The sequence below is a fragment of the Pectobacterium peruviense genome, from assembly GCF_002847345.1.
In the GTDB taxonomy this organism is placed as follows: Bacteria; Pseudomonadota; Gammaproteobacteria; order Enterobacterales; family Enterobacteriaceae; genus Pectobacterium; species Pectobacterium peruviense.
Genome location: NZ_LXFV01000007.1, coordinates 14,331 through 37,227, shown reverse-complemented (window position 1 = coordinate 37,227; position 22,897 = coordinate 14,331). Strand labels below are relative to the sequence as shown.

Here is a 22,897-nt window from a genome sequence, read left to right as displayed (position 1 = left end):
TTTTCTCCTTAAGTAATCCGTATCAGACGGTTAGGCGCGCTCTTCTTTATATTTGAAGGAGAAGAGGAAAATAATGGCGATGATTGCTGCGGCAACCGCAGGAATCCACCAGAACGTTGCCCAGATTTCGGGAGCGTTTAGCGTACCGTTGTCGAAGAGGCGGTTGTAAATCGCACCGGAAACCTGCGATCCCAGTAGCATGCCGATCCCATAGGTGAACAGAACCACCAGACTCTGTGCCTGACCTTTGATTTTTTCTCCGGCGATACGGTCTGTGTAGATAAAGCCAATGACGAAGAAGAAGTCATAGCAGACGCCGTGCAGCAGAATGCCGATATAGAGCAGCCAGCGCGTTTCTTCATTCACGCCCATGGCGAAGAGGGCATAGCGCACGAACCACGCCACCATGCCGATGAACAGCATGTATTTCACACCCAGCTTTCTAAACAGCAGCGGGATGATCAGCATAAAGACGATTTCGGACATCTGACCAAATGACATGGCGGTGCTGACGTCGCTGATGCCCGTATTGCTCAGGAAGGACGCGGTGTAAGCATAATAGGTGCCTAGAGGGATGGAGATCAGCATGGCGCAGATGGCAAATACCAGAAAATGGCCTTTCTTCAGCAGCGCGAACGCATCGGCACAGAACAGATCGCGCAACGCCAGCGGTAAGCCTTTTGCCGGGGCTGGGGTATGCGGTAGCGTCAGACTATAGGCTGCCAGAATGGCAGAGCACGCGGCAGCGACGTAGAAAATATTGACACTTGCTGAGATGCCTGCTGTCCCGATGCAGACTCCGGCGACGATCCAACCGATGGTGCCGAAGACTCGCACAACAGGGAAACTTTTCTCACTGTTAGTCAGGTTATGGAACGCGATGTTGTTGGTTAATGCTAGCGTTGGCATAAAACACAGCGTGTAGGCGAACAGCAGGATCAATAGCTGTGAGCCGTCTTCATTGATCAACGCGGTAGGCACAAACCACAGGATGACTGCGCCGATGAGGTGCAGCAGTGCCATGACTTTCTGTGAGGGGAAGAAGCGGTCAACCACCATGCCCAGTACAAATGGAGAAAGGATCGAGGCGATCGGTCCAGCAGAGAAGGCGTCGCCAATCATGGCAGCCAAATTATACTGTGTCATAACCAGGCCAAGGGTGACTGACCATGAACCCCAGATGAAGAACTCTAAGAACATCATGAGCGACAGTCTGGGAACCACGAAGGCCGGCTGTAACGATTTGGTAGTGGTGTTTTCAGATGAAGAAACCATACGGTATCCCTCTTAAAAGTAATCGATTACAATTTGTGTTTTCAGAATGTAATCGATTACTTTTAACTTAACCGCAGCTTCTAGCCATAAATGAGATCCTTATCACTAGAAAGTTATATAGCCATAGCGTATCGGGCTGTTTTCGCGCAATGATCGGGTATCTGCTTTGCTTGAGGGGAAAAGAAAAATGACGCACTTTGTTTTAGTGGGCGATGTCGGCGGCACCAATACGCGTTTGGTGCTGTGTGACGCCATGACGGGCGAATTGTCGCAAATCGAGACGTATTCCGGGCTGGATTTCCCTTCTCTGGAAGGGGCGATTCGTGATTACCTCGATTCGCGGCAGGTCACGGTGCAAGATGCCTGTATCGCGATTGCCTGCCCGATTACTGGTGACTGGGTGGCGATGACGAACCACACCTGGGCATTTTCCATCGCTGAAATGAAAGCGAGTCTGGGTTTACGCCATTTTGAGGTTATCAACGATTTTACTGCTGTTTCCATGGCGGTTCCGGTGATGGGGAGTGACAGTTTGCTTCAGTTCGGTGGCGGGGAACCCGTGCCGGGTAAGCCCGTTGCTGTGTATGGCGCAGGCACTGGGTTGGGTGTCGCTCATTTGGTTCATGTTGCCAACCAATGGATCAGCCTACCGGGTGAAGGGGGACATGTGGATTTTGCGCCCAATAGCGATGAAGAAGACAACATTCTGGCTATTTTGCGTCAATCTTTAGGGCATGTTTCTGCTGAGCGTTTGCTGTCTGGGCAGGGGCTGATGAACATTTATCGTGCCATCGTGCTGTCTGACGATCGCACACCGGAAGCGTTGGAACCGAAAGATATTACCGAACGTGCCGTCAACAATACGGACGTGGATTGTCGTCGCGCGCTGTCGCTATTCTGCGTCATCATGGGACGCTTCGGTGGCAATCTGGCGTTGAATTTAGGCACGTTTGGCGGCGTTTATATTGCTGGCGGCATCGTACCGCGCTTTCTGGAATTTTTTAAAGCCTCTGGCTTTCGCGCGGCTTTTGAAGATAAAGGGCGGTTTAAAGGCTATATGCAGGATATCCCCGTGTACCTGATTACCCATGAACAGCCAGGATTAATGGGGGCGGGGGCTTACCTGCGACAGGTGCTGGGCCGCGCGCTGTAAGTCTGTTCAATAGTCGAACGCAATCAGGAAAAGCGACGTGACCGCCTACTATCACACGTTGCCTGATTGCGTAATCGCGGGTTATGCCAGAATGCGGGTGCGGATAAGATCTGCGATGCTAGGTTCTTCATTGCTGCCAATCACCAGATCGGCACGCGCTTTGATCTCGTCGGCGCTGTTGCCCATTGCAATACCCAGCCCTACGCCTTCTAGCATGCTGATATCATTGAAGTTATCGCCAAATGCTACGACGTCTTTCATGCTGATACCCTGCTCACCAAGCCATTGCTGAAGCAGTTTACCTTTGCTGTTGCCAGTTTGGGCGATATCAACCTGATCCTGCCATGACCATTCGCAAGCCAATCCGAGCTGCTTTTCCACTTCTGCGGCGAAATTGTTCAGCGTGGGGACATCGGCGTGTGTGGTCGCGAATTTCCAGATGTCGTGAGATGCCTCTGTCTGACGCACCAGATTTTCCACCTGCGCGAAACGTGGGCGCTGCTGTTCCGGCAGGCTAGAAGCCCATGCCAGCGTGCGAACCACGTGTCCGGTAGGATACTGGTAATACATGTCGTCATCGGCATACATCAACCCATGAATATCAAACTCTTCCAGCAGCGTGATGACATTTTTTGCCTGATCGACAGTGAGCGGATTGGTGTGTGACGCTTGACCCTGCTGGTAATCATAGACATAGGTGCCGTTGCAGCAGATTGCGGGCGTATCCAACTGCAATCCCTGATAAAAAGGGTGGATTGCTGAGTGGTGACGCCCCGTGACGATCATCACTTTTATGCCTTGCTGACGAGCCAGCGCGAGGGCGCTAAGAGATTCAGGGAGGATTTTTTTCTGTTGATTCAGTAGCGTACCATCAAGATCAAGTGCAATTACTCGGTAGGTCATAGTTGTCTCGCAAATAAAAATGTGGGTATCAAATTACCCTTACGATAAAGGACACGGCGAAAAATAGACAGACAACAGCGAGATAAAAGTGTTTAAGGTTGGCTTGGTGACGAAGTATTCGGTGTTGTGGGATGAAATGGGCTTCTAGAGGATGTTATTGTCTATTTTCTATGCTTTCAACGGTTTATCATCTATTTTTTAATCAATCAATCACAACGTAGCTTTACAATACGCGGCGTACTGTTTATAGTGCGCGTCATTGCGGAGGAGTGGCCGAGTGGTTGAAGGCACCGGTCTTGAAAACCGGCGACGCGAAAGTGTTCTAGAGTTCGAATCTCTACTCCTCCGCCACTTTCAATGTATTTTCTGTATTCCTTCTTGTTGTCCTTTTATCTTCCCTTAATATTCTGTGCCATCACTTTTCATCACCCATTCATCATTGCTCCATCATCTGCGCCCGTTAGCTAAATCAATCATTACTTAAATCAGCCATTGCTTAAATCAATAGTAGCCTTGCGATGTCTCTGTAGAATAGAGTGATTGGTCATTTATGGTCTACGTGCGTCAGGGCAAGCCAGTTCGTTATCCTTTCAATGAACCTCTTCTGAGCTTTCCTGTGCCGCCACATTCGCGTGAAATAAGGAGAATACGATGCAGCAAGTGGTTTATGTCGCCAGCCCGGAAAGCCAGCAGATTCATGTTTGGCAGCTCGGTGCTCAGGGAAATCTGACATTATTGCAAACCGTTGAAGTCCCAGGGCAGGTTCAGCCGATGACGATCGCGCCAAATAAGCGCCACCTGTATGTCGGTGTTCGTCCTGACTTCAGGGTTCTAAGCTATCGTATTGATGAACTGGGTAAATTGACGGAAGCGGGCGTTGCCTCTTTGCCGGGTAGCCCGACACACCTGTCTACCGATAATGATGGACGTTTCCTGTTCAGCGCGTCTTACAGTGGCGCTTGCGTCAGCGTTAGCCCGATTGATGCTGATGGCATTGTTGGCGAGCCCATTCAGCAACTAGACGGATTGGAAGGGTGCCACTCTACTAATATCGATCCAACCAATACCGTTGTGTGGGCACCTTGCCTGAAAGAAGACCGTATCCGCTTGTACGATCTGGGTACGGCGGGCGAATTGAGTGCACATCAGCAGGCCGAAATGACGACGGTATCGGGTGCCGGTCCGCGCCATATGGCTTTCCACCCGAATCAGCGCTTTGCCTATTGCGTGAATGAACTGGACAGTTCAGTCGATGTGTATCAATTAGATGCAGCCAGCGGCGACGTGCAGAAAGTGCAGACATTGGATGCTATGCCTGCTGGCTTCAGTGATACGCGCTGGGCGGCAGATATTCACATCACGCCGAATGGCAGTTTCCTGTACATCAGCGATCGAACTGCCAGCTTGTTGAGCGTTTTCCAGGTATCTGAAGACGGCAGCACGTTAACGCTGACCGGACATCAGCCGACCGAAACGCAGCCGCGCGGTTTCAATATCGATCACACCGGTGAGTTCCTGATTTCAGCAGGGCAGAAGTCCCAGCATATTGAGGTCTATCACATCGATCAGCACACGGGCGATCTGCAACCGTTGGCGCGTTACGCCGTCGGCCAAGGGCCAATGTGGGTGTCGGTGCTGGCGTTGGGCTAACTACGCGAAGCACAACATTAAGATTAAGCCCTGCGTTTATCCGCAGGGCTTTTTTTGTCGCTAATGTTGTGAAGTGTTGATGCTGTGAAGTGTTGATTATGCAGAGGGGCGACAATTAGCCTCGGTATTCGATAATCGACAAACCTGCGTTGTAATCCGTGCTGTAGATAATGCCATCGGCATCAACAAACACATCGCAAGACTGAATAATCTGCGGCCTGCCGGGGCGTTTATCGACCATTGTGGCTGGCGCAGCAGGTACCAGTGCACCAGTTTCTTTCGGCTGATACGGATTACTGATGTCATAAGCCCGTACTCCCGCATTTTGATACGTGGCGAAAATCAGGGATGAACTGATGAAGCTGCCGGGTCGATTTTCATGCAGGTTATGTGGGCCAAAGTGCGCACCTTTCTTCACATAATCCGTCTCTTTCGGCTGTGGAAAGGTAGCGATGCTGACCGGATTACTCGGTTCACGAATGTCGAACACCCAAATCAATTTCTCGCCATCTTCCTGATTATCCAATACCGCTTCATCCAATACGATCAACAGATCGCGATCCGGTAGCGGTAGCGCCGTGTGTGTGCCACCGCCAAATGGTGGGCTCCAGTTACGGTGGCTGATGAGCTGTGGATTGGTGCGATCGCTCACGTCCAGCAGCGTCAAGCCGCCATCGCGCCAGCTTCCGTAGGCGGTGTCGCCGCTGATGATGGCATGGTGAAGTGCGTAACGCTTACCTTCCGGCCAGCTTGCGGTTTCTCCGCCAGCGATATGCATGCCGGGTAACCAATAACGCCCTGCAACTTCAGGGCGCTGCGGATCGGCCAGATCGATAGTCAGAAAGATATAGTCGCTATAGCCGTCGAGCAAAGCAGAGACATAGGCCCAACGCCCGCCCACGTACCAGATGCGATGAATACCGATACCGTCTAACTGCAGGAAGCTGATTTCGCGCGGTTTATCCGGCGTTGAAATATCGAAAATCCGTAATCCGGCACTCCAGCTTTTGCCTTGCTGTTTGGTACTGACGGTATCGGCGACGGAGCGGGTGTAATAGACCTTTTCCTCGGCGAAGCTGGCATCGGCAAACAAATCGCGCGCATTGACGACGAGCAGGAGGTCATCATGCGTTTGTAGATGGATGTTCCAAGTGCCGGGCGGGGCCGAAATAAACCCCGCTGGCTTGGGATTCTTGGCATCGCGCACATCCACAATCGACACGCCTTGTGAAACCATGTGCCCGATGTAAGCGTAGCCGCGATGAACCATCACCTGCACGCCATCGGGTCTGCCGCCCTGATCGCTGTGTCCAATCAGCCGCATATTGCGGCTGTAATCGGGTGTTGGCAGAGGAGTCGATGCCATGAGTTATCTCCGTATTATTTCGCCTGTTTGGCTTCCAGTGTAGCAAACCACGGTGCGATAAAATCATCCGTATGGCCCCAGTCTGGGATGATTTTCGCCAATCCGGCGACGTTAACCGCGCCCGGCTGGCTGGCTAACAGTGCTTGTGGAATTGCGGCAGCACGGAACTCGTAGGTTGCTGGCGTCGGTTCGCCGGCAATCTTGTTGGCAACCAGACGCAGGTTCACTTTACCGATCAGCTTAGGATCGACGGCCACGCTGACTTTCCACGGGCTGCTCGCTTCGCGCATCAGTTGTAAATCCTGATTAGAGATGTCGATGCTATATAGCTTGATTTCAGTCCGGCCATTTTCTTTCAATGCCTTATAAGCGCCTTGGCTAAAGGCATCCCACGATCCCCAGATCGCATCGATTTTGCCTTTCGGGTACTTCGCCAGTACCGCGCCGACTTTGTTGGCGGTATCACCCTGCACGTCAGAGGACACGGCACCAATCGATTCCAGCTCCTTGATGCCGGGGTTAGCTTTCAGGATCTGTTGATAAGCGAGCTGGCGGCGTTCCATTGGCGGGAAGCCTGCAACCCACAGTTTGATGATATTGGCTTTGCCGTTGAAGTCCTTCACCAGTTGGCCGAATGATTCGTTAGTGAGTGAGGCATCATCCTGTTGGGTGACGGTCACGCCCGGAATCTCGCCGTTCACGGCGGTATCAAATACGGAAACAGCAATACCGCTGTCGACGATGCGCTTAATCAAATCGGTAGAGTAGGGATCGCGTCCCTGTGACAGGATGATGCCATCATATTTCTGGCTAATGGCCTGATTCACGAAATCCTGAAAACGGGCGTCATCGCCGTTGCTCAGGAACGTGCTGACCTTGAAGCCTAACTTTTTGCCTTCTTCGAGCACGCCGGAAACAAACTGCGTGGTGTTGTCGTCCGATCCCAGATTGCGGATAACGGCGATACGAACCGGACCATTATGATTGGCGATAGCGGCCGGAACAGGGGCAATGGTGGCGTTCTGATTAGCCAGTGCCGGTAATGCTGTCAGTAAGCTCAGTGCAAGCAGGGCAGGCGTAAATTTCTTCATTATCAGCTCCGTGGCGTTTTATAAATTGATGTTGTGTCGATGACAGTATTGTTATGTAGTTTGCGTCACTACTTTATAGCTGTCTTTATGTCTGGATGTCTATTTAAAAATAATACTGCATCATAGCCGTTGAGTGATAGCCGAGAAAGAGGGGAGGATTATGACTTTTGGATTTAAGTTATAACGATTAGTGCTGACTGCGGATGAAAAGAAAAATGCCCGCAAGGCGGGCATTTGAGGGGGAGCGATTAGACGAAAAGAGAGTGAATTATTTCTTCGTCTCTTTCTCTTCCATTTCACGTGCCCAGCGCGGGTGGTGCTTACTCGCCCAACGTTTGGAGACCTTGCCTTCAATCATGCCCTTAATCGAGCCTTTAACCCAGAATGCCATGTACATGTGGATCAGGATGGCATGGATCAGCACGATAGCCGCCGCCGCGTGAATCAGAATGGCATAGCGCACGACATCAATCGGGAACAGGTGGGCAAAATAAGGACGCCACATGATAACCCCGGTAATCAGCAGGACCAGTGTCAGCCCCATGATGCTCCAGAACATCATCTTCTGGCCTGGGTTGTATTTACCCACCTGAGCCACTTCATGTTCATTACCTTTCAACACTTCAATAATGTTGAGGAACCACGGCAGATCGCGCTTCTTCGGAATGTTATGGCTAACAAAGCGGAAGAACATCGGGATCAGACAGATAACGATCAGCACGCCAAAGAACGGGTGCAGAATACGCCCCATTTGCGGCGTACCAAACGTCTGCGTCAGCCATTGCAGGGTTGGGAAAAACAGAGCAATCCCTGAGAGCGCGACCAGGAAAAAGCTAATCACCACAATCCAGTGACAGATGCGATCGATAAACTTGGTGCGCAAAATCATTTTTGGTTTACTCATGTTTGTCTCCCCCTTCTTTGTCTTCTCCCTCGTGCTCATGCTCCATTTCCTCTGTGTTCGGACCCACACCGATGTAGTGGAACATTAACCCCGCAAAGGTGGCGACAAACCCTAGCGCAGAGAGCGGCTTCAGAATGCCTTTCCACAAATTGACTGGTGTCGAAATCTGCGGATCATCCGGCAGGTTGTGATAGAGCGATGGTCTGTCCGCGTGATGCAAAACATACATTACGTGCGTACCGCCCACGCCCTGTGGATCGTAGAGACCGGCGTGTTCATAACCACGGCTTTTCAGATCGGCGATGCGCTCTTCTGCCAGATGTTTCATCTCTTCTTTCGTACCGAAGCGAATGGCACCGGTCGGACAGGTTTTCACACAGGCAGGCTCTTGCCCAACGCTAACCCTGTCGACGCACAGCGTACATTTGTAGACGCGGTTATCTTCTTTATTCAGACGTGGAATATTGAACGGGCAACCAGCGATGCAATAGCCGCAGCCGATACAGTTTTCGGACTGAAAATCGACGATACCGTTGGCGTACTGGATGACAGCACCCGCAGAAGGACAGGCTTTCAGACAGCCTGGGTCGCTACAGTGCATACAGCCATCTTTACGGATCAGCCATTCCAGACGATCGTTCTCTTCCACTTCGGAAAAGCGCATCAGCGTCCAGGATTTAGCGCTCAGATCCGCAGGGTTATCATAAACCCCGAGGTTATGGCCGACTTCGTCACGAATGTCGTTCCACTCTGAACAGGCCACCTGACAGCCTTTACAGCCGATACAGGTGGTGACGTCGATCAGTTTTGCCACTTCGCTTTTGTCATTACGCACATGCGGAGGCGGTGTAAAACCGTTGGTGGCCGAACGTTTAATAATATCTTGTGATTGCATTGACATAGTTGGCTACCCTTACACCTTCTCTACATTAACCAAAAACGCTTTGTATTCAGGCGTTTGTGAATTAGCGTCGCCGACGCTCGGGGTGAGTGTATTAGCCAGGAACCCTTTACGTGTGGTTCCTTCAAAGCCCCAGTGGCAGGGAATACCAATGGTTTCCACGCTGTGTCCGGCAATTTCCAGCGTTTTGATACGCTTGGTAACGACCGCTTTGGCTTTGATGTAGCCACGTTTGCTGGAGACTTTGACTTCATCGCCCGCTTTGATGCCTTTGCTTTTCGCCAGATTTTCACCGATCTCAACAAACTGTTCTGGCTGCACAATCGCGTTCAAACGCGCATGTTTTGTCCAGTGGCGGAACAATTCGGTAATCGAATACGTGGTCGCCACGTAAGGGAAGTCCTTCGCTGTACCCATTGTTTTCGCATCACGTGCAAATAAACGAGCTACCGGGCTGGAAATCACCGATGGATGCAATGGGTTAGTGCCGATAGGTGATTCGATCGGTTCGTAGTGCTCAGGGAACGGCCCGTCTACTAGTTTGTCCACAGAGAACAGACGTGCCAGACCTTCAGGCAGCATGATGAACGGCCCGGTGTCTTTGCCCGGCGGTACGGTGGCGGCGAAATCTGGCACATCAATGCCTTGCCATCTCTGGCCGTTCCATTCCAGCAATTTGCGCTTGCTGTCCCACGGTTTACCTTGCAGGTCGGCGGAGGCGCGGTTGTAGAGAATGCGGCGGTTTTGCGGCCAGCACCATGACCAGTTTGGCGTGCAGCCCAAGCCAGCATCAGCATTGTCGCGCTTATCCATCTGGTTACCGGCTTCCGTCCAGCTACCGGCATAGATCCAGCAGAAGCTTGACGTCGTACCGTCATCACGTAGCTGTGAGAAATCAGCAAGCTGTTGGCCTTTTTTCAGGATCAGTTTGCCGCTGTCGTCGTAGATGTCGGCCAGCGCCATACCGTTGGCTTCGCGGGCGATCTCTTCCGGCGTTGGATCTTCTGGGTCTTTATAGTTCCAGTTGATATTCATCAACGGATCGGAATAAGCCCCGCCTTCTTCGGTATACAGTTCACGCAGGCGCATCAGCAGCTTGCCGAGGATTTTACCGTCGTGATGAGCTTCTCCTGGTGGCTCGGCCGCCGCCCAGTGCCATTGCAACCAGCGACCAGAGTTGGCGATAGAGCCATTCTCTTCGGCAAAGCAGGAAGAAGGTAGACGGAAGACTTCAGTCTCAATGGACTTCGTATCCACATCATTGAATTCGCCGTAGTTCTGCCAGAACGTGGACGTCTCAGTGACCAACGGATCGATGATGACCATATATTTGAGTTTGGAGAGTGCTTCGGTCGCTTTGTTCTTGTTGGAGAATGCGGCAACGGGGTTAAAGCCCTGAACGATGTAGCCGTTCATTTTGCCTTCTACCATCAGCTCAGTTTGCACCATGACGTCGTAGCTGCGATCCCACTTCGGTAACCAGTCATAACCCCAGTTATTCGCAGCCTGAGCGTGATCGCCGTAGAAGCTCTTCATCATACTGATAAAGAATTTTGGCGTATTTTTCCAATAGTTAACCTGATCGGGCAACAGCGCTGTTGGCGTAATTTGCGTGAGATAGGTTTTCAGGTCCGGTTGTTTTTCTGACGGGAGTGGCATATAGCCCGGCAGGTTTGTCGTTAGCAGACCGAGGTCGGTATAGCCCTGAATATTGGAGTGACCGCGTAGGGCGTTGATGCCGCCACCTGCCATGCCGATATTGCCCAGCAGAAGCTGGATCATGGCTGCTGAGCGGATAATCTGCGCACCGTTAGTGTGGTGCGTCCAGCCCAGTGCATACATGAAGGTCGCGGTTTTATTTGGCACACAGGTTTCGGCCAGCGTGCGGCAAATGGTTTCATAATCTTTGGCTGACGTACCGCACAGAGAGGTCACCATTTCCGGCGTATAGCGGGAAACGTGCTTTTTCAGCAGGTTCCAGACGCAGCGTGGGTGAGACAGCGTGTTATCACGCTTGGCAAAACCAGATTCATCCAACTCATACTGCCAACTGGATTTATCATATTGGCGAGTTTGCTCATCGTAGCCGCTGAACAAGCCTTCGTCGAAGCTGAAATCTTCACGTACGATCAGGCTGGCACTGGTGTAGGACACCACGTATTCGCGATGAATTTTCTCATGTGTGATGAGGTAGTTAACAATGCCTAGCAGGAAAGCAGCATCGGAACCCGCGCGAATTGGCGCATACAGATCGGCAACGGCAGCGGAACGGTTAAAACGTGGATCGACAACAATCAATTTTGCATTATTGTGCGTTTTCGCTTCAACGGCCCATTTGAAACCAACCGGGTGCGCTTCTGCTGGGTTACCGCCCATCACGATGATGACGTTGGCGTTTTTGATATCAACCCAGTTGTTGGTCATCGCGCCACGGCCGAATGTCGGTGCCAGCGCGGCGACGGTAGGTCCGTGACACAAGCGAGCCTGACAGTCGATTGCAACCATGCCAAGTGCGCGGGCAAATTTCTGGTCGAGAACACCAGTTTCATTGCTGGCAGCAGAAGAGCACAGCATGCCAGTTGTCAGCCAGCGGTTGACGGTTTCGCCTTTCGCGTTGGTGCGTTGGAAGTTGGCGTCGCGGTCAGCTTTCATCAGGCGCGCGATGCGTTCAATCGCGTCGTCCCAGCTGATTCGTTGCCATTTGTCTGAGCCCGGCGCGCGGTATTCAGGGTAGAGCAGGCGGTTTTCGCTGTGGATGTAGTCGACCAGGCCCGCACCTTTCGGGCAAAGGGAGCCGCGGCTGACTGGGTGATCCGCATCACCTTCGATATGAAAAATGGAGGGTTTTGCATTCTTGGCGCCATCGCCCAAGCTATACATGAGCACACCACAACCGACCGAACAGTATGTGCAGTTGTTACGCGTCTCTTTCGCTCGTAACAGTTTGTATTGACGTACTGATGCCATTGCTTCCGTGGGTGTAAAGCCTAATACCGCGAGAGTGGTTCCAGCCATCCCCCCCGCGCAAACTTTAAAGAAACCTCTTCTATTCAGTTGCATTAGTTTCCCTGTGTAATTATGTGTCATTTTTGTTGCGAGCAATTTAACAACACACAAGTTGTGGGCTTTGCGCAAAATCAAAATTTAAGTATTTAAATCCCCATTACACCTACAAAGAGGTATTTTTTTTATTCGCTGTATATTGTAATACATAGCGTTTTTGTTATTTCATGGTTACAAATTATGCGGAGCGACGAATCGGTCGGAGGGGAATAAGCGGATATTTGTGGCGGAATTGTTGCAAAAAAAAAGCCGGATAAGAATCCGGCTTGATGTGGTTTTTATTTGACCTGCATACCAGGTTGAGCACCGCTGTCCGGACTCAGCAGGAAGATATCTTTCCCGCCCGGACCCGCCGCCATCACCATACCTTCTGATATGCCGAAGCGCATTTTACGCGGAGCCAGATTGGCGACCATCACGGTTAAACGGCCTTCCAGTTTCGCTGGATCGGGATAAGCCTCACGAATGCCGGAGAAGACCTGGCGAGTTTCGCCGCCCAGATCCAACGTCAGACGCAATAGCTTGTCAGAGCCGTCAACAAGCTCGGCTTGCTTAATGAGTGCAATACGCATATCGACTTTGGCAAAATCGTCAAAGTTAATGGTGTCTTGCACTGGGTTGTCAGCCAACGGACCCGATACGACGTTTTGCGCTGTGACCATGTCTTCTTTAGAGGCGTCAACCATTGCGCTGACTTTATCCAGATCGATGCGGTTGAACAGCGCTTTGAATGGATTAACCTGATGGCTCAGCAGCGGGGTAGTGATAGCATCCCAGCTCAGTTCCGTGTTCAAAAAGGCTTCTGTACGTTGCGTCAGCGCAGGCAGAACTGGCTTCAGGTACGTCATCAATACGCGGAACAGGTTAATGCCCATTGAGCAAATAGCTTGCAGATCGGCATCCCGACCTTCTGCTTTCGCCACCACCCAAGGAGCTTGTTCGTCAACATAGCGGTTGGCGATATCCGCCAGTGCCATGATCTCACGAATGGCACGCCCGGATTCACGGCTGCTGTAGGCTTCCGCAATGCTGGCGCCAGCGTCGGTGAAGGTCTTGTACAGCTCAGGATCGGCCAGTTTGTCTGCCAGTTTGCCGTTAAAGCGTTTGCTGATGAAACCCGCATTACGCGATGCCAAATTCACAACCTTGTTCACGATGTCCGCATTCACGCGCTGGACGAAATCTTCCAGATTGAGGTCGATATCATCAATGCGAGAAGACAGTTTTGCTGCGTAGTAATAGCGCAGGCAGTCGGCATCCAAATGTTGCAGGTAGGTGCCTGCTTTAATGAAGGTGCCGCGTGATTTAGACATCTTGGCGCCGTTGACCGTAACATAGCCATGCACGAACAGATTGGTTGGTTTACGGAAACCGCTGCCTTCCAACATGGCTGGCCAGAACAGGCTGTGGAAATAAACGATGTCTTTACCAATGAAGTGATACAAATCCGTGTCTGAGTCTTTCTTCCAGAAATCATCGAAATTCAGATCGCCACGTTTGTCACACAGGTTCTTGAACGAGCCCATGTAGCCGATTGGTGCATCTAGCCAGACGTAAAAATACTTGCCCGGCGCATCAGGGATTTCAAAGCCGAAATATGGCGCATCGCGGGTAATGTCCCACTGTTGCAGACCAGAATCGAACCACTCCTGCATCTTGTTGGCGACTTGCTCCTGCAATGCACCAGAACGTGTCCAGGCTTGCAGCATGTCGCTGAAAGCGGGCAGATCGAAGAAGAAGTGTTCTGATTCACGCATCTCCGGCGTCGCACCAGACACGGCGGACTTCGGTTCGATCAGCTCCGTTGTGCTGTAGGTTGCGCCACACACTTCACAGTTATCGCCATATTGATCGGCAGCCTTACATTTCGGGCAGGTGCCTTTAACGAAACGATCCGGCAGGAACATACCTTTCTCTGGATCGTACAACTGAGAAATCGTGCGGTTTTTAATAAAACCGTTCTCTTTCAAACGACCATAAATCAGGCCTGACAGCTCACGGTTCTCTTCGCTATGTGTAGAGTGGTAGTTGTCATAACTGATATTGAAGCCGGCAAAGTCCTGTTGATGCTCCTGACTCATTGCTGCAATCATCTGTTCTGGCGCAATCCCCATCTGCTGTGCTTTCAGCATGATCGGCGTGCCGTGAGCGTCGTCCGCACAGATAAAGTGAACCTGGTTGCCGCGCATTCGCTGGTAACGAACCCAGATATCGGCCTGAACGTGTTCAAGCATATGACCGAGGTGAATCGAACCATTAGCGTAAGGCAGCGCGCACGTTACCAAGATTTTCTTTGCGACTTGAGTCATGAGGAACTTGCTTTCTTTTGTGAATAGAGGGAGATCGATGTTAACCGATAGCGCCTTGCTGCGTAAACCGCTGGCGTGAGTAAAAACGGCAGGAAACACCCTGGCAGATTCTATTTTGCGTAGCGTTTCCACGTTTTTGATGCCGAAGGGCGTCAGGTGACTATGGCTCTGATATGCTATACACGATCTCAACGGTAAAATATGAGAATTTCAAGGAGCCGGAATGAACGCTACAGTCCCCGAACAACGTCCTGAAGCATTGCGTGCGATGGTCACCGGGGTTTTATCTACTTTTCAGCACCCGACACTGAAAAACAATCTGACGACACTGAATGCGCTACGCCATTGTGCGTTGCTGGATAATGTCTTGCACATCGAACTGACGATGCCGTTTGTCTGGCTCAGTGGTTTGGCAGTATTAAAAGAAACGGTTAGCGATGAGTTATTACGTTTATCAGGTGCGAAGGCAGTCGAATGGCGCTTAACGTACGATATCGCTACGCTGCGCCGGGTTAACGATCAGGCTGGCGTGAAGGGCGTGAAAAACATCATTGCCGTCAGTTCTGGTAAAGGTGGGGTCGGCAAATCGAGTACGGCGGTCAACATGGCGCTGGCATTGGCTGCAGAAGGTGCGAATGTGGGCATTCTGGATGCCGATATCTACGGCCCTTCTATTCCGACCATGCTGGGTTCTGCCAGTGAGCGTCCAACGTCGCCTGATGGTCAACACATGGCGCCGATTATCGCGCATGGCCTGGCAACCAACTCGATTGGTTATCTGGTGACGGACGATAATGCGATGGTGTGGCGTGGGCCGATGGCCAGTAAAGCGTTATTGCAACTGCTGCAGGATACGCTCTGGCCGGATCTGGATTATCTGGTATTAGATATGCCGCCGGGCACGGGTGATATCCAACTGACGCTGGCGCAGAGTATTCCTGTCACTGGTGCGGTTGTCGTGACGACGCCACAGGATATCGCGCTGATGGATGCCATGAAGGGCATCGCGATGTTTGAAAAAGTCAGCGTGCCGGTGCTGGGTATCGTTGAGAACATGAGCGTACATATTTGCAGCAACTGTGGTCATCTGGAGCCGATCTTCGGCACGGGCGGCGCGCAGAAACTGGCTGAAAAATATCACTGTTCTCTGTTAGGTCAGCTTCCGCTACATATCTCCCTGCGTGAAGACCTTGACCGCGGCGAGCCTACCGTGGTCAGCCAGCCGCACAGTGAGTTCACTTCTCTGTACCGTGAACTGGCAGGGCAGGTTGCCGCTCAGCTCTACTGGCAGGGTAACGTTATCCCCAGTGAGATTTCTTTCCGAGCGCTGTAATGCTTCTATCAATGCCGGGTATCGTCCCGGCTTGTTGAATGTGTCAGTGCCTTGTTTCCCCTGACGCAATACGCGGAAAGGGTGGCGTGAAGGGGGCTAACTCCCTATAATTGCCGCGTCAAAGCGCCTGTTGGCGCATTCCCCTCTCTTTTATTTATGTTAATCAGGTCGTTAATACCATGACTGATCAGTCTCACCAGTGCGTCATCATCGGGATCTCAGGAGCGTCCGCTTCGGGTAAAAGTCTTATTTCCAGTACCTTGTATCGTGAATTGCGCGATCAGGTTGGTGATCAGCATATCGGGGTGATATCTGAGGACAGTTATTATAAAGACCAAAGCAACCTGACCATGGAAGAGCGGGTAAAAACGAACTATGACCACCCAAGCTCGATGGATCACAGCCTGCTAATCAAGCATTTACAGATGCTGAAATCGGGTCAGGCCATCGAAGTCCCGCAGTACAGCTACGTCGAGCACACCCGTAAACAGGAAACAGTGCATATTGAACTGAAAAAGGTCATTATCCTGGAAGGTATCCTGCTGCTGACGGATGCGCGCCTGCGCAATGAGATGAATTTCTCTATTTTTGTCGATACGCCACTGGATATTTGCCTGCTGCGCCGTATGCGTCGTGATGTTAATGAGCGTGGTCGTTCAATGGATTCCGTGATGGAACAGTATCAAAAGACCGTGCGCCCAATGTTCCTGCAATTCATCGAACCCTCTAAGCAGTATGCCGATATTATCGTGCCGCGTGGCGGGAAAAACCGCATTGCGATTGATATTTTGAAAGCGAAGATAAGCCAGTTTTTTGAGTAGTGGATACCCGTCATACCTCACGTTACACCGCTAATGCGGATGCAACGTGAAGCGTAGCAGTATCTGATAGATACCACTGTCGAATGGAGAATAAGATGAGACTGTGTGACCGTGACATTGAAACCTGGCTGGATGATGGCCGACTGGTGATTACACCCCGTCCGCCGACTGAGAGGATCAGTGGCGCGACCGTTGATGTTCGTTTGGGAAATCAGTTTCGCGTATTCCGTGGGCACACAGCGGCTTTCATTGACTTAAGCGGCCCGAAGGATGAAGTCAGCGCTGCTCTCGAACGCGTCATGAGTGATGAGATTAATTTGCCGGAAGGTGAGGCGTTCTTCCTGCATCCGGGAGAATTAGCCCTCGCAGTAACGCTTGAGTCCGTCACGTTGCCGGATAATTTGGTTGGCTGGCTGGATGGTCGTTCTTCGTTAGCCCGTCTGGGATTGATGGTTCACGTCACCGCACACCGTATTGATCCAGGGTGGCAAGGAAGAATTGTGCTGGAGTTCTATAATTCAGGTAAGTTGCCGTTGGCGTTACGCCCCGGCATGATGATTGGCGCACTGAGTTTTGAACCGCTTTCCGGGCCGGCTGCTCGTCCGTACAACCGCCGTCAGGATGCCAAATATAAAGATCAACAGGGTGCGGTAGCGAGCCGGATCGATAAAGACTGAGCGTTTGGCGACAGGCCTGTAACGTAAAAAGCAGGTAGCTGTGCGTTTCGCAATGAGGATGGCATGAGAAGATTTCTGACGACGCTGGCAATTCTGCTTGTGGTGCTGGTGGCAGGAATGACGGCTTTGGTCGTACTGGTTAATCCCAATGACTTCCGCGCTTATATGATGAAGCAGGTTGAGGAACGTAGCGGCTACCGTCTGCAACTGGACGGCGATCTGCGCTGGCACGTATGGCCGCAACTGAGTATTTTATCTGGCGGTATGTCATTAAGTGCGCCCGGTTCTAGTGCGCCAATTGTTAGTGCTGAGAATATGCGCCTTGATGTGCAACTGTGGCCGCTGCTGTCGCACAAGTTGGCAGTCAAACAGGTGATGCTAAAAGGGGCCATTATTCGCCTGACGCCGGAAAGTGAAGCCAAACAGTCTAACACTGCGCCAATTGCCCCTATGGGGTCGCAGGCCCCATCTGAAGAACGACGCTGGCGGCTGGATATCGATAAGATAAAAGTTGCCGATAGCCTGTTGATTCTGCAACGTAGTAATAATGAACAGATTAATGTTCGCGATATTAATCTTGCGATGGAGCAGAGCAGCGATCGCCAGATCAGCATCGAATTATCTAGCCGTATCAATCGCGATCAGCGCGATATTGCCTTCTCTCTTGCCGCAGATGTCGATTTGCTACATTTCCCTCAGCAGGTAAATGCCAATATCACCAAACTGGATTATCAACTTCAGGGGGCGGGGATACCGGCAAACGGTATCAGCGGAACGGGAAGTGTACAGGCGAGTTATCAACAGCAGCCTGAAAAAATCACGTTTAGTCAGCTTTCACTCAATACCAATAATAGCCAGTTGTCTGGGGCGGGTAGTGTGACGCTGGGTGATATCCCGCATTATGAATTGGATCTGTTGTCTGAAAAACTGGATTTGGATTCTCTACTGGGGATTGCGTCGGTAAAAGAGAACAACGCCCCTACGGTCGCGGTTAAACCGTCAGCTCCTGTTATTTCAAATGAAAGTGGCACGGCTAAGCCAGAAGATAGCCTACAGCAATTCACCGCTCGTCTGTCGTTACAGGCCGCATCACTGGTTTACCGTGGGCTTGATGTCCGACAATTTACGCTACGGGCAGACAATCAGCCGGGGTTGTTAGACATCACTACCTTAAGTGGTGAACTGGGGGATGGACATTTCTCATTACCCGCTAAAGTCGTGACAAAATCATCAACCAACATCACGCTACAGCCTGACCTCAAGGATATTGAGCTTGCTCAGTTGATGTCCGCATTGGCGCTGTCTTCCGAGACGGTCAGCGGGAAATTGTCGATGGTGGGACAATTTAACGGAAACAGTATTGCGCTGCCTGCATTGCTCCAGCAATGGCAAGGAACGGCGACGCTGCAAGCCAAGAATGTCCGTCTACAGGGCTTAAACATTCAGCAAATGGTGCAGATGGCGGTGGCGCGTAGCAACGGAAATGTGCGAGGACAAGAGCGCTACGAGCGTTATACCGAACTGCAACAGCTGACAGGGAAAGTGCAGTTGAACGCAGGTAAGTTGCGCCTTACCGATCTCAATGGTCACTCAGAGCTGCTGTCGCTAAGCGGTGTAGGACAATTCGATTTGCCAGCTCAGACGTGTGACGTCAACGTGAATGTCTCTATCACGCAGGGGTGGCAGGGCGATGAGCAACTGGTCAGCGTGTTGAAAAACACAGCGATCCCGTTACGCGTCTATGGCGAGTGGGATAAATTGAACTACCAGTTACAGGTGGATCAATTGCTGCGTAAACGTCTACAGGACGAGCTGAAGAAACGCCTAAATGACTGGGCCAGCCAAAATCAGCAAGACCAGAAGGGCAAAGACCTGAAGCAACTGCTCGACCGCCTTTAAGTTTCAGAAGTGCTGCGTTCTTGGCCGATTTGCTGATTTCCGTCAGCAAATCGGCAGCGTCTCCCTAATGTTTTCCCTTACTCTGTCATCCTTCCCCAGCCCGCCTTTGTGCTCGATGTCTCTTTTTTAACGCTGCATATTAATATTTTTCTCTTTTTTTATTTTCTAAAGCAGTAAACTCCGCTCCCTGTTTTCGGTGCGGTGATATTCCGCTGCCGGGGAATTTCTGTCAGATAATTTATTACTCAGGTATCGAAACTCACTATGCTCGAACTTTTGATTGGTGTTGCTGTAACGATTCTGGTTGGTCGTTACATTATAAAAGGGTACTCCGCGACGGGCGTGTTGCTGGTGGGAGGCCTCTTACTCTTGGCAATCAGTGCCATGCTGGGGAAAAACATATTGCCAGCCAGTGCGAAGGCGACGGGCTGGAGCGCTACGGATATTTTTGAATACGTAAAAATTTTGCTGATGAGCCGTGGTGGCGATCTCGGCATGATGATTATGGTGCTGTGTGGGTTTGCGGCTTACATGACGCACATCGGGGCGAATGATGTCGTCGTTAAGCTGGTTTCACGCCCGCTTAAAATGATCAACTCGCCTTATTTGCTGATGATTGCGGCCTATTTTGTCGCCTGTTTGATGTCGCTGGCGGTGTCATCGGCCACTGGGCTGGGTGTGTTATTGATGGCAACGCTGTTCCCTGTCATGGTGAATGTCGGGATTAGCCGCGGTGCCGCTGCGGCAATCTGCGCATCCCCTGTGGCGTTGATCCTGTCGCCAACGTCGGGCGACGTAGTGCTTGCTGCGCAGGCATCGCAGATGAAATTAGTGGATTTCGCCTTTAAGGCTACGCTGCCCATATCCATCATTGCTATCGTGTGCATGGCCGTCGCGCATTTCTTCTGGCAGCGCTATTTGGACAACAAAGAGAATGCTAGCCATGAGATTCTGGATGTCAGCGAGATCACGACGAATGCTCCGCGTTTTTACGCCATTCTGCCGTTTACGCCTATCATGGGCGTACTGGTATTTGATGGCAAATGGGGGCCGGAGCTTCACATTATCACCGTACTGGTTATCTGTATGGTGTTGACCGCGGTGCTGGAGTTTGTCCGTTCATTCAATGCGCAAAAAGTATTTGATGGGCTAGATGTAGCTTATCGCGGCATGGCCGATGCTTTCTCTAGCGTCGTAATCCTGCTGGTTGCTGCTGGTGTTTTTGCTCAGGGACTTGGCACAATTGGCTTTATCAGCGGACTGATTGGCCTCGCGCAGTCATTTGGCAGCGGTGGGTTGGTGATTATGCTGGTGCTGGTGGTAATCACGATGCTGGCGGCGATGACGACGGGTTCGGGCAATGCGCCGTTTTATGCGTTTGTTGAGCTGATTCCAAAGCTGTCGTCACAAATGGGTATCAACCCTGCCTATCTGGCCATTCCGATGCTTCAGGCTTCCAATTTAGGTCGTACCATTTCTCCGGTATCCGGCGTGGTGGTTGCGGTGGCGGGGATGGCGAAGATATCGCCGTTTGAGGTGGTGAAGCGCACATCTGTTCCTGTTCTGGTTGGGCTGATTGTGGTGGTGGTTGCCACAGAAATTATGATACCCGCCTGATAACACATAGCAAACAGCCCCTACCGATCTGGAAGGGGCTGTGAGTGATCATGGTGTCGGCTGTGTTACATCGCTGTCATCACACTTCAAAATCAGTCTGTGGTTCGTCGTTCGGTGTGATGCGGACTTCCACGATGCGATGGCTTTCCACCGCCAGAATAGTGAACTGATAGTTATCGATTGATAATGTATCGCCCACTTGCGGAACCCGCTGCGTGTGCTCCATCAGCAGCCCTGCCAGCGTGTAGTATTCACGCTTTTCATCCAACGTCAGCGGAACATACATCGTCAGATCTTCCAGCGGAATATAGCCGTTTACGGTCCAACTGCCGTCGTCATTTTGCTGAATGCTGTGGCGCGCATCGCGATCTTCACCTTCGCGCGGTAGGTTACCTGCGATGGTTTCCATCACGTCACTTAATGTGACAATCCCTTCCATCGAGCCAAACTCATCAACGACAAACGCAAAATGTGTCCTTCCTTCTCTAAACTGTTCTAACGCCTGCAAAAGCGAGAGTTGTTCAGGAAAGACCAGCGGCTGCCGGATCAGAATGCGTGGGTTAAATGGTTCGCGGTTTAACTGCTGCTGTAGTAAATCGGCAACATTTATGATGCCCAGCGGCTCGTCGGAGGTATTGCTGTCAGTGACCACGAGCCGAGAGTGCTGGTTGGTCGTTAACAGCTTAGCAAGCGCATCCTGCGTAATATCCAACTCAACTGACTCAATATCATGCCGCGACGTCATAATGCTGCTAATGGTTCGCTGTGCCAGCCCCAATACCCGCTTTATCATCCGGCGTTCCTGGATGTTGAAAACTTCCCGGCCTGCCCGAGTGTTGTCTGCAATCATCGACGAGGTTTGGTTGTCCAGCTCTGCTTCTTCATGATTGCCGCGTAAAATACGCAAAACAACCTCCGCGGTACGCTGGCGTAGCGGAACCGTAGAAGAAAGAAAGCGTCGGCGGTTAAACAGGGAAACCTGATTTAACATCTCGATCAGTACCGAGAAACCTATCGCAGCGTAGAGATAGCCTTTGGGGATGTGGTAACCAAATGCGTCTGCCACCAGGCTGAAACCAATCATCAGCAGGAAGCTGAGACATAGGATAACGATGGTCGGGTGTTCCGCGACAAAACGGGTCAGTGGCTTGCTGGCCAGCAGCATCAGGAAGATGGCGATAGTCACGGCGGACATCATGACCAGCAGATGATCGGTCATGCCAACGGCGGTGATCACGGAATCCAGCGAGAATATGGCATCCAATACCACAATCTGGGCGACGACAGGCCAGAAACGCGCACCTTTGCGCTGGGATTGCTGCTCCTCATCTTTCCCTTCGAGGCGTTCGTTGAGTTCCATGGTGGCTTTGAAGAGTAGAAATAGCCCGCCCACCAACATGATGACATCGCGAGCGCTGAATGTGTGCTCAAGGAACGTAAAGAGAGGGGTCGTCAGCGACACCAGCCAGGAGATAGACGCTAGCAACCCTAGTCGCATAATCAGGGCAAGCAGCAGGCCGACGACTCTGGCTTTATCGCGTTGTTCTTTTGGTAATTTCTCAGCCAGAATGGCAATGAAGATAAGATTATCAATGCCCAGAACCAGTTCCAGGACAACCAGCGTGGCCAACCCGGCCCATATCGTTGGATCAGCGATCCACTCCATATCTATTTTTTCACCTTTAAATGAACATAACCCCGCTAGCGTATCAGGGCGTGCACAGATGGACCAGAATTTGCAGGGATATTCTTTATTTTGACGGGGCTAGCAAGCCAGTAGCTAGCGTATTTTTTGTTTTTATGCGGCAGTTAGCCATTTCTGAATGTCGTTTGGCGAATTACGGAAAACAGCGTGAAAAAGCATCGCTAGGCAAGATTTTCAGGATTATGAGCGGTATGGGACGCGTTAGTGTTTGATAGTGTCGGCAGACAACG

The 22,897-nt window shown here is 51.4% G+C and carries 16 protein-coding genes and 1 tRNA gene; 8 read left to right on the top strand and 9 right to left on the bottom strand.

The features are described from left to right. Positions 1 to 30: 30 nt before the first annotated feature. The gene (locus A0G03_RS07175) at positions 31 to 1,275 is read right to left on the bottom strand and encodes an MFS transporter (protein ID WP_048259353.1); all 1,245 of its coding nucleotides are present in this window, start codon (positions 1,273 to 1,275) and stop codon (positions 31 to 33) included. 187 nt (positions 1,276 to 1,462) lie between these two features. On the opposite strand from A0G03_RS07175, the gene glk reads away from it, so the two are divergent. Then, positions 1,463 to 2,428, top strand: a complete 966-nt coding sequence (gene glk, locus A0G03_RS07170) for a glucokinase (protein ID WP_048259354.1) — start codon at positions 1,463 to 1,465, stop codon at positions 2,426 to 2,428. An 81-nt stretch (positions 2,429 to 2,509) separates the two neighbouring features. Here the strand turns inward: glk and A0G03_RS07165 are convergent, their stop codons facing one another. Continuing rightward, positions 2,510 to 3,331 carry a pyridoxal phosphatase gene (locus A0G03_RS07165; protein ID WP_048259355.1) on the bottom strand — a complete coding sequence of 274 codons (822 nt, stop codon included), beginning with the start codon at positions 3,329 to 3,331 and terminating at the stop codon, positions 2,510 to 2,512. 263 nt (positions 3,332 to 3,594) lie between these two features. Between A0G03_RS07165 and A0G03_RS07160 the strand changes: the two genes are divergently transcribed. After that, positions 3,595 to 3,682, top strand: a tRNA-Ser gene (locus tag A0G03_RS07160). Positions 3,683 to 3,982: 300 nt separating this feature from the next. After that, positions 3,983 to 4,981 carry a 6-phosphogluconolactonase gene (gene pgl, locus A0G03_RS07155; protein ID WP_048259356.1) on the top strand — a complete coding sequence of 333 codons (999 nt, stop codon included), beginning with the start codon at positions 3,983 to 3,985 and terminating at the stop codon, positions 4,979 to 4,981. 115 nt (positions 4,982 to 5,096) lie between these two features. Here the strand turns inward: pgl and A0G03_RS07150 are convergent, their stop codons facing one another. The 6 genes from A0G03_RS07150 to metG all read right to left on the bottom strand — a co-directional run bounded on the left by A0G03_RS07150 (position 5,097) and on the right by metG (position 14,615). Continuing rightward, positions 5,097 to 6,347, bottom strand: a complete 1,251-nt coding sequence (locus A0G03_RS07150) for an LVIVD repeat-containing protein (protein ID WP_048259357.1) — start codon at positions 6,345 to 6,347, stop codon at positions 5,097 to 5,099. Positions 6,348 to 6,361: 14 nt separating this feature from the next. Beyond that, positions 6,362 to 7,438: a sugar ABC transporter substrate-binding protein gene (locus A0G03_RS07145; RefSeq protein WP_048259358.1), complete on the bottom strand. Its 1,077-nt coding sequence runs from the start codon at positions 7,436 to 7,438 to the stop codon at positions 6,362 to 6,364. A gap of 268 nt (positions 7,439 to 7,706) precedes the next feature. Next, the gene (fdnI, locus tag A0G03_RS07140; RefSeq protein WP_014700653.1) at positions 7,707 to 8,342 is read right to left on the bottom strand and encodes a formate dehydrogenase-N subunit gamma; all 636 of its coding nucleotides are present in this window, start codon (positions 8,340 to 8,342) and stop codon (positions 7,707 to 7,709) included. Further along, complete coding sequence (gene fdxH / locus A0G03_RS07135) at positions 8,335 to 9,243, bottom strand: formate dehydrogenase subunit beta (protein ID WP_014700652.1); 909 nt, start codon at positions 9,241 to 9,243, stop codon at positions 8,335 to 8,337. Before fdxH ends, fdnI begins: the two co-directional genes overlap by 8 nt. A gap of 12 nt (positions 9,244 to 9,255) precedes the next feature. Then, positions 9,256 to 12,303 (bottom strand): formate dehydrogenase-N subunit alpha, encoded by a 3,048-nt coding sequence (gene fdnG, locus A0G03_RS07130; protein ID WP_072062008.1) that lies wholly within the window; start codon positions 12,301 to 12,303, stop codon positions 9,256 to 9,258. A gap of 281 nt (positions 12,304 to 12,584) precedes the next feature. Further along, complete coding sequence (gene metG, locus A0G03_RS07125; protein WP_048259359.1) at positions 12,585 to 14,615, bottom strand: methionine--tRNA ligase; 2,031 nt, start codon at positions 14,613 to 14,615, stop codon at positions 12,585 to 12,587. Between the two features lie 223 nt (positions 14,616 to 14,838). Here metG and apbC point away from each other — a divergent pair, with 223 nt between their 5' ends. From apbC to dcuC, 5 genes are all read left to right on the top strand, one after another. Next, complete coding sequence (gene apbC, locus A0G03_RS07120; protein WP_048259360.1) at positions 14,839 to 15,948, top strand: iron-sulfur cluster carrier protein ApbC; 1,110 nt, start codon at positions 14,839 to 14,841, stop codon at positions 15,946 to 15,948. Between the two features lie 179 nt (positions 15,949 to 16,127). Continuing rightward, positions 16,128 to 16,769 carry a uridine kinase gene (gene udk / locus A0G03_RS07115; RefSeq protein WP_048259459.1) on the top strand — a complete coding sequence of 214 codons (642 nt, stop codon included), beginning with the start codon at positions 16,128 to 16,130 and terminating at the stop codon, positions 16,767 to 16,769. A gap of 95 nt (positions 16,770 to 16,864) precedes the next feature. Continuing rightward, a complete protein-coding gene (dcd, locus tag A0G03_RS07110; RefSeq protein WP_048259362.1) occupies positions 16,865 to 17,446 on the top strand; it encodes a dCTP deaminase in 582 nt (193 codons plus the stop codon). A gap of 63 nt (positions 17,447 to 17,509) precedes the next feature. Next, positions 17,510 to 19,345, top strand: a complete 1,836-nt coding sequence (gene asmA / locus A0G03_RS07105; protein WP_048259364.1) for an outer membrane assembly protein AsmA — start codon at positions 17,510 to 17,512, stop codon at positions 19,343 to 19,345. 264 nt (positions 19,346 to 19,609) lie between these two features. Then, positions 19,610 to 20,962 (top strand): anaerobic C4-dicarboxylate transporter DcuC, encoded by a 1,353-nt coding sequence (gene dcuC, locus A0G03_RS07100; RefSeq protein ID WP_048259366.1) that lies wholly within the window; start codon positions 19,610 to 19,612, stop codon positions 20,960 to 20,962. A gap of 79 nt (positions 20,963 to 21,041) precedes the next feature. On the opposite strand, the gene A0G03_RS07095 is transcribed toward dcuC, so the two are convergent. Then, positions 21,042 to 22,628: a TerC family protein gene (locus tag A0G03_RS07095; protein WP_048259367.1), complete on the bottom strand. Its 1,587-nt coding sequence runs from the start codon at positions 22,626 to 22,628 to the stop codon at positions 21,042 to 21,044. Positions 22,629 to 22,897 lie beyond the last annotated feature (269 nt).

Bases quoted from the DNA above. Each gene is read 5' to 3' on its own strand.
- fdnG (WP_072062008.1), bottom strand. From the start codon at position 12,303: ATGCAACTGAATAGAAGAGGTTTCTTTAAAGTTTGCGCGGGGGGGATG.
- fdnI (WP_014700653.1), bottom strand. From the start codon at position 8,342: ATGAGTAAACCAAAAATGATTTTGCGCACCAAGTTTATCGATCGCATC.
- pgl (WP_048259356.1), top strand. From the start codon at position 3,983: ATGCAGCAAGTGGTTTATGTCGCCAGCCCGGAAAGCCAGCAGATTCAT.
- A0G03_RS07150 (WP_048259357.1), bottom strand. From the start codon at position 6,347: ATGGCATCGACTCCTCTGCCAACACCCGATTACAGCCGCAATATGCGG.
- dcd (WP_048259362.1), top strand. From the start codon at position 16,865: ATGAGACTGTGTGACCGTGACATTGAAACCTGGCTGGATGATGGCCGA.
- metG (WP_048259359.1), bottom strand. From the start codon at position 14,615: ATGACTCAAGTCGCAAAGAAAATCTTGGTAACGTGCGCGCTGCCTTAC.
- A0G03_RS07165 (WP_048259355.1), bottom strand. From the start codon at position 3,331: ATGACCTACCGAGTAATTGCACTTGATCTTGATGGTACGCTACTGAAT.
- dcuC (WP_048259366.1), top strand. From the start codon at position 19,610: ATGCTCGAACTTTTGATTGGTGTTGCTGTAACGATTCTGGTTGGTCGT.
- glk (WP_048259354.1), top strand. From the start codon at position 1,463: ATGACGCACTTTGTTTTAGTGGGCGATGTCGGCGGCACCAATACGCGT.
- asmA (WP_048259364.1), top strand. From the start codon at position 17,510: ATGAGAAGATTTCTGACGACGCTGGCAATTCTGCTTGTGGTGCTGGTG.
- apbC (WP_048259360.1), top strand. From the start codon at position 14,839: ATGAACGCTACAGTCCCCGAACAACGTCCTGAAGCATTGCGTGCGATG.
- udk (WP_048259459.1), top strand. From the start codon at position 16,128: ATGACTGATCAGTCTCACCAGTGCGTCATCATCGGGATCTCAGGAGCG.
- A0G03_RS07145 (WP_048259358.1), bottom strand. From the start codon at position 7,438: ATGAAGAAATTTACGCCTGCCCTGCTTGCACTGAGCTTACTGACAGCA.
- A0G03_RS07095 (WP_048259367.1), bottom strand. From the start codon at position 22,628: ATGGAGTGGATCGCTGATCCAACGATATGGGCCGGGTTGGCCACGCTG.
- fdxH (WP_014700652.1), bottom strand. From the start codon at position 9,243: ATGTCAATGCAATCACAAGATATTATTAAACGTTCGGCCACCAACGGT.
- A0G03_RS07175 (WP_048259353.1), bottom strand. From the start codon at position 1,275: ATGGTTTCTTCATCTGAAAACACCACTACCAAATCGTTACAGCCGGCC.